The 13694-nt window shown below is 70.3% G+C and carries 12 protein-coding genes; 9 read left to right on the forward strand and 3 right to left on the reverse strand.

The features are described from left to right. Positions 1 to 53: 53 nt before the first annotated feature. Entirely contained in the window at positions 54 to 1748 is a 1695-nt protein-coding gene (locus EIZ44_RS13195; protein WP_167754110.1) for a bifunctional diguanylate cyclase/phosphodiesterase, read from the forward strand. Here EIZ44_RS13195 and EIZ44_RS13200 read toward each other — a convergent pair whose 3' ends face one another. Further along, complete coding sequence (locus EIZ44_RS13200) at positions 1749 to 2270, reverse strand: phosphoribosyltransferase family protein (RefSeq protein ID WP_134664833.1); 522 nt, start codon at positions 2268 to 2270, stop codon at positions 1749 to 1751. Between the two features lie 48 nt (positions 2271 to 2318). Continuing rightward, positions 2319 to 2717 carry a VOC family protein gene (locus EIZ44_RS13205; protein ID WP_134664835.1) on the reverse strand — a complete coding sequence of 133 codons (399 nt, stop codon included), beginning with the start codon at positions 2715 to 2717 and terminating at the stop codon, positions 2319 to 2321. An 84-nt stretch (positions 2718 to 2801) separates the two neighbouring features. Here EIZ44_RS13205 and EIZ44_RS13210 point away from each other — a divergent pair, with 84 nt between their 5' ends. After that, the gene (locus EIZ44_RS13210) at positions 2802 to 3800 is read left to right on the forward strand and encodes a helix-turn-helix transcriptional regulator (RefSeq protein WP_134728799.1); all 999 of its coding nucleotides are present in this window, start codon (positions 2802 to 2804) and stop codon (positions 3798 to 3800) included. Here EIZ44_RS13210 and EIZ44_RS13215 read toward each other — a convergent pair. After that, positions 3743 to 4162 carry a MarR family winged helix-turn-helix transcriptional regulator gene (locus EIZ44_RS13215; RefSeq protein WP_134664839.1) on the reverse strand — a complete coding sequence of 140 codons (420 nt, stop codon included), beginning with the start codon at positions 4160 to 4162 and terminating at the stop codon, positions 3743 to 3745. The two genes, EIZ44_RS13210 and EIZ44_RS13215, sit on opposite strands and share 58 nt — an antisense overlap. 67 nt (positions 4163 to 4229) lie before the next feature. Between EIZ44_RS13215 and EIZ44_RS13220 the strand changes: the two genes are divergently transcribed. The 7 genes from EIZ44_RS13220 (at position 4230) to EIZ44_RS13250 (ending at position 13645) form a co-directional block, all read left to right on the forward strand. Beyond that, a complete protein-coding gene (locus tag EIZ44_RS13220; RefSeq protein WP_134664841.1) occupies positions 4230 to 4985 on the forward strand; it encodes an alpha/beta fold hydrolase in 756 nt (251 codons plus the stop codon). Between the two features lie 1004 nt (positions 4986 to 5989). Further along, positions 5990 to 8068, forward strand: a complete 2079-nt coding sequence (locus EIZ44_RS13225; protein ID WP_134728801.1) for a hydantoinase/oxoprolinase family protein — start codon at positions 5990 to 5992, stop codon at positions 8066 to 8068. Continuing rightward, a complete protein-coding gene (locus EIZ44_RS13230) occupies positions 8065 to 9777 on the forward strand; it encodes a hydantoinase B/oxoprolinase family protein (protein ID WP_134728803.1) in 1713 nt (570 codons plus the stop codon). The genes EIZ44_RS13225 and EIZ44_RS13230 overlap by 4 nt, the downstream gene beginning before the upstream one ends. 40 nt (positions 9778 to 9817) lie before the next feature. Further along, complete coding sequence (locus tag EIZ44_RS13235; protein WP_134728805.1) at positions 9818 to 11146, forward strand: MFS transporter; 1329 nt, start codon at positions 9818 to 9820, stop codon at positions 11144 to 11146. Continuing rightward, a complete protein-coding gene (locus tag EIZ44_RS13240; protein ID WP_134728807.1) occupies positions 11143 to 11694 on the forward strand; it encodes a cysteine hydrolase family protein in 552 nt (183 codons plus the stop codon). The genes EIZ44_RS13235 and EIZ44_RS13240 overlap by 4 nt, the downstream gene beginning before the upstream one ends. Continuing rightward, positions 11673 to 12854, forward strand: a complete 1182-nt coding sequence (locus tag EIZ44_RS13245; RefSeq protein WP_240691286.1) for a glycine C-acetyltransferase — start codon at positions 11673 to 11675, stop codon at positions 12852 to 12854. Before EIZ44_RS13240 ends, EIZ44_RS13245 begins: the two co-directional genes overlap by 22 nt. Continuing rightward, on the forward strand, positions 12851 to 13645 hold the full coding sequence (locus EIZ44_RS13250) for an SDR family oxidoreductase (protein ID WP_134728809.1): 795 nt from the start codon (positions 12851 to 12853) through the stop codon (positions 13643 to 13645). The genes EIZ44_RS13245 and EIZ44_RS13250 overlap by 4 nt, the downstream gene beginning before the upstream one ends. The last annotated feature ends 49 nt before the right edge of the window (positions 13646 to 13694 follow it).

A 13694-nucleotide genomic window follows, 5' to 3' on the forward strand; every position in this document is an offset into this window, starting at 1 on the left:
ACGGAAGATAACGGTTTCATGGAGATCCGTGCGTTCCAGGCGAGGATCTGCGTGTGCTCGCCCCCGCCGACCAGGTTCGTTTCGCTTTCGAGCCGCTGTACAGCCTCTACAGCGGCTCGGCGGTCGCAGTCGAAGCGGTCGGGCATCCGGGCGCCGGCTGGGTCCCGGACCTTCTCGACGCGGCGGGCGACCAGGCGCAGCTGATCGACGCCGACCTCGACCTCGCCGCCCGCGCGGCCGCGGTGGTCCCGCCGAACGCGACCGGGGTGTCGCTGCACCTCAACCTGAGCGCCAGCACCGCCGGCGCGCCCGCCGAGCGGTTCATCCCGCTGCTCCAGACCCTGGAACGCACCGGCCGCCGACCAGCCGACGTCGTCTTGGAGGTCACCGCCCCGCTCGCCCTCCCGAATCCGGGCACCCTGCTGCGAGGCCTGCACCGGCTGCGCGACCTGGGCTTCCGGCTGGCCTTCGACCGGCTCGGCGCGGCGGGCCTGCCGATGAACCTGCTCGCCGAAGCGCCGATCGAGATGATCAAACTGGACCGCGCGACGCTGCGCCGGCTCCCGGCGAACGCGGCGACGGTCGCGCTCGTCGAGGCCCTGGTGCAGTTCGCCGCGCAAACCGACCTGCGGCTCGTCGCGACGGGAATCGAGAACGACGCGGAACTCGACCTCGCCCGGCGCTCGGGAATCCGGCTGGTGCAAGGGAATCTGTTCGCCACCGCCGCCCCCGAGCGAGTGCTGCCCGCCGCCGAACGCGGCGATCAGCCGGGCACCGCGGCCGTCTCGCCCGCCGCCGGACTGCGGATCCCCGAATTCCTCCGCCAGGCCAAAACCCTGCCGGATGACGCGACGTGCGACGACGTTCACGCGATCCTGTCCGCCGAACACGCGCCGAAGGCCATCGTCGGGCTCGACCAGCAAGCGCGTCCACAGTGGACGATCGACCGGATGCGCTTCCTGCTCGCGGTGACCGGCCGGTACGGGCACGCGCTGTACTCCGGGAAACCCGCCGCGAAACTGGCCGGGCCGCCGCGGCTGGTCCGGATCGACACCGGCACCCGCGAACTGCTCGAGCTCATCGCCGACGGCGGGGCCGAGAACAGCGGCGACGACCTCGTCGTGACCGACGCGTCCGGCCGGTACCAGGGCGTGGTGCGGCCGAACGAGGTGATGCGCCGGATGGCCGCGGTGAAGGTCGAGGCCGCGGTCGCGCTCAACCCGCTCACCCGGCTGCCCGGCAGCGACGCGATCGCCCAGGACGTCGCCCGCCGGGCCGGAGCCGGACGGCCGTTCGTCGTGGCCTGGCTGGACATCGACCACTTCAAACGGCTCAACGACACCGCCGGGTTCGCCGCGGGCGACGACCTCATCCGCGCCATCGGCCGAGCGCTGACCGACCACGCCCGGCGGCTCGGCGACGTCACCGTCGGCCACGTCGGCGGCGACGATTTCCTGGTCGTATGCGGCATCGAGGACATCACGGCCCTCGCCGACGCCGTCCTGGGCCACGACTGGTCCGCCGACGGGGTGCCGGTCACGCTCTCCCTCGCGAGCCTCGTCCAGACCGGCTCCTCGACGGGTACGTACCGCGAAAGCGCGCGGCTGCTGGCACCCTTGAAGAAGCAGGCCAAGGGAATCCTCGGCTCGAGCTGGGTCAACAGCTGGCCCGGTGCCGGACGGGCGCAGATCCTCCGCGGCAGCAAGGAAACGAACGGCCTGCCGCCGGAACTGCTGCCCCAGCGGTAGTCACTCCTCCGGCAGTTCGTCCTTGGCCAGCAACGAATGCACCCGCCCGAAGCGCGAACGCAGCGCCGGGTCGAGCTGATCGACCAGCACCGCGCAGCCGACCAGCTCAGCGCCCGCCTCGCGCACCAGGTCGCGCACCGCCGAAGCCTGGCTGCCCGTCTCGATCCAGTCGTCCACCAGCACCAGCCGATCGCCCGGCGACAGCGCCGACCGCTGCATCCGCAGGACATGCCGGAAGCCCCGGTAGTCCGGGTCCGTTTCGCGGGTCAGCTTCTCGCCGGGAAACAGCCCGGCTGCCTTCCGGACCGCGGCGAACCCGACGCCCAGTTCCAGCGCGACGGCCCCGCCGAGCAGGAAGCCGCGCGATTCGATCCCGCACACCGCGGTCACCCCCGCGTCCCGGAACGGGTCGGCCAGTGCCTTGACCACCTCGGCGAACGCCGCGCCGTCCCGGAAAACCGGCCAGAGGTCGGCATGTCCGTCGACCCAGCGGAAGCGGTCCAGCAGAAGCGCACGTGTCATGCGGTGATCCTGGCCGGTCTCCGGGCGGTCGGGCGAGCCGATTTCCCGTCACCTGGCGAGCCGGGCGCGGGCCTCCTCGGTCTGCGGCGCGAACAGGTTGACGAGGTTGCCGTCCGGGTCGCGGAACAGCAGCGAACGGTTGCCCCACGGCATCGTCGTCGGCTCCTGCACGACCTCAGCGAGCAGCGGCCGCAGCCGCGCGAACTCCCGGTCGACGTCCTCGACCTGGAATTCCAGGATGACGGTCCGGTTCTCCTCCGGCACCGCCGCACCCGCGCTGAACAGCGCCATCGTCTCGGCGGCTCCGATCGCCAGCGTCGCCGTCGCGCCGACGAACTCGGCGAACTGCTTCGCCGGACGGCTCGCCACGAGACCGGTCACCTGCTCGTAGAAGGACGTCAAACGGTCGACGTCACCGGTGATGATGCGGACAGAAGTCAACTGCACGGCCACATTCCTTTCTGGTTGCTCAGTGGCCACGCTAGAAGCAATAGTGGACAGGATCCGCCCGGTATTGCGAGAATTCTCCGCATGACCCGGCCGATCGCACGCGTGCTGGCGCTGCTGGAAATCCTGCAGGGCGGCGGCACCCGGACCGTCGCCGAACTCGCCGGGCGGCTGGACGTGGACGAACGCACCGTTCGCCGGTACGTCGAGCACCTGCTCGACCTCGACATCCCGGTCCGCTCCGTGCGCGGCCGCTACGGCGGGTACCGGCTCGCCCCCGGTTACCGGATGCCGCCGCTGATGCTCACCGACGAGGAGGCGCTCGCGGTGCTGCTGGGGCTGGTCGCGGGACGGCGCGCCGGGCTGGTCACCACGTCGGTCGCGGCGGCGGAAAGCGCGGTCGCGAAGGTCCGCCGGGTGCTGCCCGAGGCGCTCGGCCGCCGGCTCGACGCGTTGCTGGAGGTCGCCGACTTCACCACGCCCGCTCGCCCCGCGCTCACCGCCGAGGCAGAGGTACTCCTCGCAGTCGCCGAGGCAGCGCGCGACCAGCGTCCGGTCAAACTCGCCTACACAGCGGCGCACGGCCGAAGCAGCGAACGCGTCGTCGAGCCGTACGGTGTCGTGGCACATTCCGGCCGTTGGTATCTCACCGGCTTCGACTCAAATGCCGGACAGGTGCGCACGTTCCGCGTCGACCGCATCGAGCGGGCCGAGCCGCAGGACGGAACCTTCAGCGCCCCAACGGATTTCGACCCCGCCCACCAGGTGCTCACCGGCATCGCCGAAGCACCGCACCAGCACGAGGTAGCAGTGCGGATCCGCGCGACCGCAGAAGAAATCCGCGCGATGTTCCCGCCGTCCATCGCCATTCTGGAAGCCGACGACCCGTGGGTCCGCGCGCGAATCCGGGCCGAACGCCTCGACTGGATCCCGCCGCGCCTCGCCGCACTCGACCGGCCGTTCGTCATCGAGCGGCCGGACGCACTCCGCGACCAGATGCGCGCCCTAGCCGACCGCCTGACCGGTTACGCCGGATCCTCCTCCAGCGCGACATCCAGCAACGCACCCAGCTCGTTGAGCTGAGCCGCCGAAAGCCGGCTGAACGACTTCTTCACCACGACGTCCGCCAGTTCCTGCCCCGCCGCCCGCAGCTCAGAGCCCTCCTCCGTAAGCCGATGCCGCACCGCGCGACCCGGCCCCGGCACCCGCTCGATCAGGCCGCGCTCGACCATCCGCGCGGCCAGCGTGCCGAAGGACTGGTCGGTCTGGAAGGTCAGCACGGCAAGGTCGTGCAGCGACGCCTCCGGGTGATTCGCCAAGTGCCGCAAGGTGTCCCACTGCACGAGCGACAGCCCGAGTGGCTGCAGCGCCTGACTCAGCGCGCGGTGATGGCGATGCTGCAGGCGCTTGACGGCCAGTGCGACGTCGGCGTGGCGGTACCTCATGACCGGGGAGCCTACCCCGTTCCGAAACAGGTTGCTTATCTAAGTTTCCTTATATAAGGTTCCTGATATGACTTCCTCGGAGACACTCCAGATCGCCTCGGCCGGACCGGTCGAACTCACCGTCCACGACCGCACCCGGACGTTCCTGCTGCTACACGGCGGAGGCGGCGTCGCGACTATGACCGGCTTCGCTGACCTGCTGGCCGAACGCACCCACTCGCGCGTCCTGCTCCCCACCCACCCCGGTTTCAACGGCACCCCGAAAGCGGCTGAACTCACCGACGTCACCGCACTGGCCAAGGCGTACGTCGCCCTGCTAGAGCACCTAGACGCCTCGAACGTGACCGTGCTCGGCAACTCCTTCGGCGGCTGGCTGGCCGCGGAAATCGCCCTGCTGCACAGCCCGCGCGTCAGCCGCGCAGTGATCGTGGACGGCATCGGCATCGAAGCCGCCGGACACCCGCTGGCCGACGTCCGCGGCAAGACCGTCGCCGAAATCCAGCAGTTCTCGTTCCACGACCCGTCAAAGGCCCCGGTACCGCCCGCCGGGAGCACCGGCCCGAGCCCCGACGTGCTGGCACTGGTGGGTTACACCGGCCCGGCGATGACCGACCCGACACTGGCCGAGCGACTGGGCAAAGCGGACATCCCCGTCCACGTCCTGTGGGGCGAAAGCGACCGCATCGCCGATCCTGGGTACGGCGAGGCCTATGCCGCGGCGATCCCGGGTTCGACCTTTACTGTGCTTCCTCGTACCGGGCATTTGCCGCAGGTCGAAACGCCGGAGGAACTGCTCGGCGCGCTGCTCGCCCTTGACGCATAACCACGACAACCCGCGGGGAACCAGAACTCCGACCCACTTTGCGCCGCGTCCGGCGGCAGATGCCCGCCGCGCGACTGGCGAACGAGTACGGCCCCGCGGAAGAAACGGCGTGGTGCACCGCCTGGCACGTACCGTCCGGCGACCCCCCTAAAGTCTCCCGCGACCAAGGCCGCGCGGAAGCACGCTCGGCACAGGCAGAGCACAGGCAGAGCACGCCCTCCGCCGACCGAATTCTTCCGCCAGCTCCGCGCTACCCGGCCGTATCGCGCCGCACCTCGCGCCCCGCCGAGTCGCACCCGACGACCTCGCCGCGCCCCGCCTCGCGACCCCCGCCGCACCCCACCTCACATCCCTGTCGCGCCCCACCGCGCCTCCCCGCCGCACGCCACATCGCGACCCCGCCGAACCCCACCTCGCCCCCCACCTCGCCCCCCCGCCTCGCCTCCGCGCCGCACGCCGCCTCGCGTCCCCGCCGAGCCGCACCTCCCACCCCGCCCGACCCCACCTCGCAACCCGCCGAACCCACCTCGCAACCCACCGAACCCACCCTCAGGTCTCCGCCGAGCCGCACCTCGCACCCCGTCCGACCCCGCCTCACATCCCTGTCGCGCCCCACCGCACCTCCCCGCCGCACGCCACATCGCGACCTCGTCGCACCCCACCTCGCCTCCGCACCGCATCCCCGCCGCACCCCCTCGCTTCCCCGCCGAGCCCCACCGCACGTCCTCGCCGGGCCCCACCTCACACCGCCGAACCCCCTCGCATCCCAGCCGCGCCGCACCTCGCGTCGGGCGACTGCCGCGGCCGAAACCCGGACATCACCTCTCCCGCACCATCCCGCCCGGCCGAACCCGCAGGTCCACGCACTGAACCGCACCGCAACCCCCGACCCGCCGCCTCCTGCTACTACCAGTTCTGAATTAAAAAATGGCAACTGCTCCTTGCTGATATCTCAACGCACACTTACTGTGATCCCAGTCGCTCGCTGAACGAAGGAGATCGCAGTGCCTCGCAGTCACGATCCTCAACCGGCCGGCTGGCGGGTCGGCGCCGACATCGGCGGTACGTTCACCGACGTCATCGCGCTGGGCCCGGCAGGCGAGGTCGTCCCGATGAAGGTGCCGTCGACCCCGCCCGAGTACGGCGAGGGCGTGGTGACGGCGACGACCGCGGTGCTGTCGGCCGCCGGGACGGAGGCGGAGTCGGTCGTCGCGATGCTGCACGGCACCACGGTGGCCACCAACGCGATCCTGTCGATGAGCGGAGTCCGGACCGCGGTGGTCACCACCCGCGGCTTCCGCGACGTGCTGGAGATCGGGCGGCTGCGGCGTCCGTCGCTCTACGACCTGTCCTGGTCGAAGCCGGAACCGTTGGCGCGCCGGAGGAATCGCTACGAACTCGACCAGCGCATCACCGCCGACGGGCAGCTCTCCCCCTCGGCCGACGCGGACGAGGTCCGTGCGCTGGCCGGGCGATTGCGCGCGGACGGCATCGAAGCGGTCGCCGTGTGCCTGCTCAATTCCTACATCCGGCCGGACGAGGAACGGCGGGTCGCCGAGTTGCTGCGCACCGAGCTGCCCGAGGTCTACGTCACCGCATCAGTCGACGTTTCTCCGCAGCCACACGAATTCGAACGCACCAGCACCGCGGCCGTCAACGCTTACGTGGGCCCGGCGGTGCACGGTTACCTCACCAGGCTGGAAGCGGGACTGCGCGCCGAGAACGTCCGTGCGCCGCTGCTGGTCATGCAGTCCAGCGGGGGCCTGCTCGATGCGGCTTCGGTCGTGCGACGGCCGGTGCAGATCATCGAGTCCGGCCCAGCCGCCGGGGTCACCGCGGTGCAAAAGCTCGGGCAGCTGATCGGACTGTCCACAGTGGTCGCCTTCGACATGGGCGGCACCACGGCGAAGGCCTCGCTGATCGAGCACGGGGAACCGTTCGTCTCCGCGGACTACGAGGTCGGCGGCGGGATGAACGTGGCACGCGGGCTCAGTTCCGGGGCGGGCTACCCGGTGCGGGCACCGTCGATCGACATCGCCGAGGTCGGGTCCGGCGGCGGCAGCATCATCTCCGTCGACTCCGCGGGTGCGCTCCACGTCGGACCGGCGAGCGCCGGGTCCCGGCCGGGGCCGGCCTGCTACGGCCAGGGCGGCGAACTGCCGACCCTGACGGATGCCAACGTCACGCTCGGATATCTCAGCCCGCAGTCCCTGGCAGGCGGGCGCGTCGCGATCCATCCGGACCTCGCCGAAAAAGCACTGTCCACAGTGGCCGAACAGCTCGGCGAAGACATCCCAGGGGCCGCACGCGGGGCATATCAGGTAGCCGTCTCTAGTATGACAACCGCGGTCAAAGCGGTCACCAGCGAACGCGGCAGGGATCCGCGCGAAGCCACGATGGTCGCGTTCGGCGGCGCCGGCCCGCTGTACGCCGCCGCGCTGGCCCGCGAACTGGGCATCGACACCGTGCTCGTGCCGGTGCACCCCGGACTCTTCAGCAGCCTCGGCCTGCTCGTCGCCGACACCGAACGGCACGAGCTCTCCCCGTACCGCGCCGAATTCGCTGAGATACCAGCGCTCGCCGAGGAATTCGCGCGACTGTCCGAAAAGGTCCGCGAGGAACTCGGCGAGGACGCGATCGTGGACCGCCTGCTGGACATGCGCTACCGCGGACAGCGCTTCGAACTACGCATTCGTGTTCCCGACGGCGAGCTCACCGAGGAACTGCTCGCCGAGACCCGCGTCCGGTTCCACGCCGAACACAAGCGCACCTACGGCCGAGCGGGTACCGACGACCTGGTCGAGCCGGTGAACCTCCGGGTGCGCGGAAGGCAGCCCACTCCAGTGTCCATTTCGGACGTGCTGGCTCTCCCCGAGTCCGAGAGCAAGGCACCATCGACCCGGGAATGTCGTTTCGCCGAAACAGTTTCCGCTCCTGTCATCACCCGCGCCGCGCTCGGCTCCACCCCGGCGCCCGGACCGATGATCATCGAGGACATGGACGCCACCACCCTCGTCCCGCCCGGTGCGCAGGCGCACCGCGACCGGTTCAACAACATCGTGATCACCTGGAGTGCCGCATGATCCGCGACGCCGTGACGTTCGAGGTCTTCCGCAACGCCGTCACCGGGATCGCCGACGAAATGGCGATCACCGTCCTGCGCACCGCGCATTCGCAGCTCGTCGCGTCCAGCATGGACTTCTCCGCCGCGCTGTGCGACGCCCGCGGCCGGGTGATCGCCCAGGCGAACACGCTTCCGGTGCACCTCGGGTCCATTCCGGACGCGATGGAAGCGATCCTCGCCGAGTTCGGCGATTCGGTGGCGCCCGGCGACCTTTACCTGCTCAACGACCCGTCGCTCGGCGGCATGCACCTGCCGGACATCTTCGCGGTTTCCCCGGTGTTCGGCGGGGAAACGCTGCTCGGGTTCGCGGTCACCGTCGTCAACCACACCGATGTCGGCGGCTGGGCGGCCGGGTCGATGGCAGTCCAGTCCACTAATATCTTTGCCGAGGGAATTCAGATCCCACCCTCGCGGCTGATCGACGCGGGCACCACGAACGAAACCTTCCTGCGCGTGCTGCTGCGCAACGTCCGCGAACCAGAACTCCTGCGCGGCGACCTGGAATCCCAGCTGGCCGCCTGCCACACCGGAGCCGAAGGACTGCGCGCCCTCGCCGCTCGCCACGGCGTCGACCGGCTCTCCGAGCTGATCGACGAACTGCTCGACTACTCCGAAACCCTCCTGCGCGCCGCACTCGCCGAAGCCGTTCCCGGCACGTACGAGTTCACCGATCACATCGACGACGACGGACTCGGCTCCGGGCCGATCCCGATCCGCGTCAAAGCGACCCTGTCGGAATCCGGAATCGAACTCGACTTCACCGGTTCCTCGCCGCAGGTCGGCTCCGCGCTCAACGCGACCGAATCGTTCACCCGCTCCGCCGCCTACGCCGCACTGCAAGGCGTCCTCGCCTCCGACATCCCGGCGAACAGCGGCTTCTATCGGCCGTTCAGTTTCGTCATCCCGCCGGCGTCCATCCTCAATGGACAGCGCCCGGCCGCTCGCGGGGCACGCGGACTGGTCGGCTTCCGGATCATCGACGCGGTGCTCGGCGCGCTCGCACCGGTGTTCCCGGACCGGGTGCCCGCCGCGGGCGAGGGGGGTCCGGACGGCATCGCGATCGGACTCGTCGGCCCGGACGGCGAATCCATGGTGCTGTGGGATCCGCTCGCCGGCGCGTGGGGCGCCCGGCCCGACCGCGACGGCGTCGACGGGATCAGCTCGCTGGGCGCGAACCTGACCAACACCCCGGTCGAGGAACTCGAACGCTCCGGCCATCTCCGCATCGACGGCTACGGCTACCTGCCCGACAGCGGCGGCGCGGGACGCTGGCGCGGCGGCCTCGCGACGTTCCGCGACATGACGCTGCTGGCTCCCGAGGCCAGCGTGCAGATCCGGTCCGACCGGCGGAAGTTCCTGCCGTACGGGCTGTCCGGCGGCGCGCCGGGGACTCCGTCGCTCAACGTCCTCGACCAAGGCGGCCCGGGCGAACGCGTGTTGGAGTCCAAACCGCATTTCGCCATGACCGCCGGAACCCGGCACCGGCACGTGACCGCAGGCGGGGGCGGTCACGGACACCCGTTCGGCCGTGAGCCGGAACGGGTGCTCGAAGACGTCCTGGACGGCAAGGTCACCCGCGAGGGAGCCGAACGGGACTACGGCGTCGTCATCGACGACGGGGGGATCGACCTGGCCGCCACCGCCGCCGCACGCGGCAAGGCGCGCTGACGCACCACCACTCCCATTCCCCGACAGATCGGACTTCGCCATGAGTTCCCATGTCGCCGCCGGCCGGAGCAGCGTCGCTCCGCGCACCTGGCGGAAAGCGGGCATCCGGATCATCCCGCTGGTCGGCCTCGCCTACGTGGCGAGCTACATCGACCGCGCCAACGTCGGCTACCTCGCCGCCCCGATGTCCCGCGACCTGCACTTGAGCACCGGCCAGATCGGGCTCGCCGCCGGACTGTTCTTCATCGGCTACATCCTGGTCGAGGTGCCGAGCAACCTGGCGCTGCGGCGGTTCGGCGCGCGCAAATGGATCGCGCGCATCATGATCACCTGGGGCCTGGTCACCGCGGCCACCTCGGCGGTGAACTCGGCCGCGACGCTGTATCTGGCCCGGCTGCTGCTCGGGTTCGCCGAGGCCGGGCTCGCCGCCGGGATCCTGCTCTACCTGACGTTGTGGTTCCCGCGCCGCCAGCGTTCCTGGGCGTTGTCGGCGTTCTTCCTGATGACACCGGTGTCCTCGATCATCGGCTCGCCGCTGGCCGCCGCGCTGCTCGAATGGGGCCAGCAACTGTTCGGCATCGCGGGCTGGCGGTCGTTGTTCCTGGTCGAGGGACTGCTGACGGTGGTGGTCAGCATCCTGGTCTTCGTCTTCCTTCCCGACCGCCCCGCGACCGCGCGCTGGCTCGACGACGACGAGAAGGCCGCGATCGAGGCGACGCTGGCCGCGGAAGCCGAGGAACACCGGGCCCACGGCGCGCTTTCCGGCCTGCGCGAGGCACTGACCAGCCGCCGGGTCTGGATCATGGCCGTGACCTGGTTCGCCATCGCGTTCGGGCTCTACCCGCTCCAGTTCTTCCTGCCGACGATGCTGCGGTCCATCACGCACAGCATCGGCGGCGCGGGAGACGTCAGCAGCGTGCTGTTGTCCGCGATTCCCTACGCGGTGGCGTTGCTGGCGCTGCTGGTATGGGCTCGTTTCGCGGCCCGGCGTACAGCAGTGACGGCCACTGCCATACCAATGGCGCTCGGTATTGTCGGCCTGCTGCTGGCGACGTTGACCAGCAGCGGCACGCTGTTCGTCATCGCGGTCTGCCTGAGCGTTTCCGGGATTCTCACCGCGATGCCGCAGTTCTGGCGGATCCCGGCGATCGGGCTGACCGGCGCGGCCGCAGCGTCCGGGATCGCGCTGATCAACTCGGTCAGCAACCTCAGCGGGTTCATCGGGCCGTACTTCACCGGCGCGGTCGCGTCGGCGACCGGCAGTTTCACCTGTGCGCTGCTGGCGATCGCGATCATCATGACGGCAGGACTGGTCGCCCTGCTCACCACGGGGCGGCGGATGGAACGACTGGACGGGAACCTTTCATGACCACTGCACTGATCGTCGGCGACATCCAGCGGGGCATCACGGACGGCTACCCGTTCGCCCGCCAGGTCGTGGCACCGCTCACCGGGCTGCTGCCGCGCGCCCGGAAAGCCGGGGCGCTCGTCGTCTTCGTGCACTTCGCCATGCGGGACAACGGGACCGACCTGCCCGACGGCGCGCTCTACCGGTCGTTCTTCGACGCCGGCGATGCGTTCCACGAGGGCTCGCCGGGCACCGAACTGGCGTTACCGGTGTCCGAGGAGGACGTCGTCGTCCTGAAACGCCGCGCCAGCGCGTTCGCGGGCACGGACCTCGACCTCGTGCTCCGCGCTCGGGGCGTCCGTGACCTGGCGGTCGCCGGGGTGGCGACCAGCGCGATGGTCACCGCCACGTGCTACGACGCGGCGGATCGCGGTTACCCGGTGACCGTGCTGCGCGACGGATGCGCCGACAGCGATCCGGCGGTCAACGACTTCCTGCTGGACAAAGTCTTTCCCAGCCGAGGATTCGAGGTCGTGTCCTGCGCCGGATGGATCGGAGACACCGCGTGAACACGGCGTTGCTGGACCGGCTCCGCACCGAACTCGAGGGCCGCCCGCCTCGGCGCGACCTAGTGGTCTCCGGTGCGCAGGGACCGACGTTGAGCTTGGACGGCGAACTCCTGGTCAATCTCGCTTCGAACGACTATCTCGGCCTCGCCGGATCCCCGGAAGTCCTTGCCGCGGCCCGGGAAGCGATGCGCGATCAAGGACTCGGCGTGGCCGCGGGCCGAGTGCTCTGCGGTACCCGAAGTGTCCACAGTGCACTCGAGACGGCCATCGCCGAGCTGGTCGGCACCGAGGACGCCGTGTTGTACGGCTCGTGCTTCGACGCGAACCTCGGTGTCTTCGCCGCCCTGCTCGGCCCGGACGACGTGATCTTCAGCGACGCGCTCAACCATGCCAGCCTGATCGACGGCATCCGGCTGTCGCAGGCCCAGCGGCGCGTCTACGCCCACTCGGATCTCAACGAGCTGGAGCGATATCTCACCGAGAGCACGGAGGCACGGCACCGGTTGATCGTGACCGACGGCGTGTTCAGCATGGACGGCGACCTCGCCGCGCTCCCCCGGCTCGCCGAGCTGGCGCGGCGGTACGACGCGGTGCTGCTGGTCGACGATTCGCACGCGACCGGGGTGCTCGGCGGCGGCACTGCCGAGCACTTCGGCCTTGCCGGTGAGGTCGACCTCGTCACCGGAACACTCGGCAAGGCACTCGGCGGCGCGGCCGGAGGCTTCGTCGCCGGGCCGCGCGCGGTCACCGAAACCCTGCGCCAGGTTTCGCGGCCGTACGTCTTCACCAACGCGATGGCACCTCCGCTCGCGGCCGCCGCACTGACTGCGATCCGGCTCGCTATTCACCGCCCAGAACTGCGAGAACGCCTGGCCGCCAACACTTCCTGGCTGCGCAGCGCCTTGCGGGATCTCGGGTACGAGGTGCTGCCCGGCGAACATCCGATCGTCCCGGTGATGCTGCGAGGCGGAACGCTCGCCGTTGATATGGCAGCGGCACTGCGACGGGAAGGCGTCCTGGTCTTCGCGCTCTCGCATCCGGTCGTCCCGGCGGGTGAAGAGCGGATCCGCGTGCAGGTCTCGGCCTCGCACACGCGGGAGCACCTCGAACAGGCGGCCGCGGCTTTCGGCCGGGTCCGCGGTCTGCTGGCGGCCGCATGACCGCCGTCGAGGATCTCCGCGCTCCTACCAGCACGGACAGCCGGGAACTCGCCGGACGGGTCGCGATCGTGACCGGCGGCGCGAGCGGCATGGGTCTGGCCACAGTGCACGCGCTGGCCAGCCGGGGCGCGACCGTCACGGTGTTCGACCCCGCCGCGCCAGCCGCCGAGGAACTGGCGGCGACGTTGGCGGTTCCGGCGGAGCGGATCCGGTCGATCGCGGTGGACATCACGGATGCCGCTCGGGTCGGCCGCGCTTTCGACGCGGTGCTGGCCGAACAAACCCGGCTCGACATCCTCGTCAACGCGGCGGGTATCGCACCACCGACGGCATTTGAAGATATCACCGAGGCCGAGTGGAATCGGGTGCTCGCGGTCAGCGTGCACGGCACGTTCCTGTGCTGCCAGCGCGCGCTGCCCGCGATGCGAGCCGGCGGCTGGGGCAGGATCGTCAATTTCTCTTCTACCGCGGGAAAAACGATCAGCACCGCGGGCGGCGCGCACTACACGACGGCCAAGCACGGCGTCCTCGGCCTCACCCGGCACCTCGCGAAGAACTACGGGCCGGACGGGATCACGGTCAACGCCGTCTGTCCCGGCCTGATCGACACCCCGATGGTCCGCGGCCTGCTTTCCGCCGCCGCGCTCGGCGAAGCCACCCGCTCGTTCCCGGTGCCGCGCGCCGGGATGCCCTGGGAGGTCGCGGAACTCGTCGCGTTCCTCGCGTCCGACCGAGCGGCCTACATCACCGGCGCCGCGATCGACATCAACGGCGGCGACCTCATCGTCTGAGCTTTCCCGCGGCGAAAACCCTTGCCAGATCACAGCACCGGGGTCCGGT

The organism is Amycolatopsis nivea (assembly GCF_004522235.1).
In the GTDB taxonomy this organism is placed as follows: Bacteria; Actinomycetota; Actinomycetes; order Mycobacteriales; family Pseudonocardiaceae; genus Amycolatopsis; species Amycolatopsis nivea.

Excerpts from the sequence above, each read along its gene's own strand:
- EIZ44_RS13200 (WP_134664833.1), bottom strand. The coding sequence starts at position 2,270 with ATGACACGTGCGCTTCTGCTGGACCGCTTCCGCTGGGTCGACGGACAT.
- EIZ44_RS13210 (WP_134728799.1), top strand. The coding sequence starts at position 2,802 with ATGACCCGGCCGATCGCACGCGTGCTGGCGCTGCTGGAAATCCTGCAG.
- EIZ44_RS13215 (WP_134664839.1), bottom strand. The coding sequence starts at position 4,162 with ATGAGGTACCGCCACGCCGACGTCGCACTGGCCGTCAAGCGCCTGCAG.
- EIZ44_RS13220 (WP_134664841.1), top strand. The coding sequence starts at position 4,230 with ATGACTTCCTCGGAGACACTCCAGATCGCCTCGGCCGGACCGGTCGAA.
- EIZ44_RS13230 (WP_134728803.1), top strand. The coding sequence starts at position 8,065 with ATGATCCGCGACGCCGTGACGTTCGAGGTCTTCCGCAACGCCGTCACC.
- EIZ44_RS13235 (WP_134728805.1), top strand. The coding sequence starts at position 9,818 with ATGAGTTCCCATGTCGCCGCCGGCCGGAGCAGCGTCGCTCCGCGCACC.
- EIZ44_RS13240 (WP_134728807.1), top strand. The coding sequence starts at position 11,143 with ATGACCACTGCACTGATCGTCGGCGACATCCAGCGGGGCATCACGGAC.
- EIZ44_RS13245 (WP_240691286.1), top strand. The coding sequence starts at position 11,673 with ATGGATCGGAGACACCGCGTGAACACGGCGTTGCTGGACCGGCTCCGC.
- EIZ44_RS13250 (WP_134728809.1), top strand. The coding sequence starts at position 12,851 with ATGACCGCCGTCGAGGATCTCCGCGCTCCTACCAGCACGGACAGCCGG.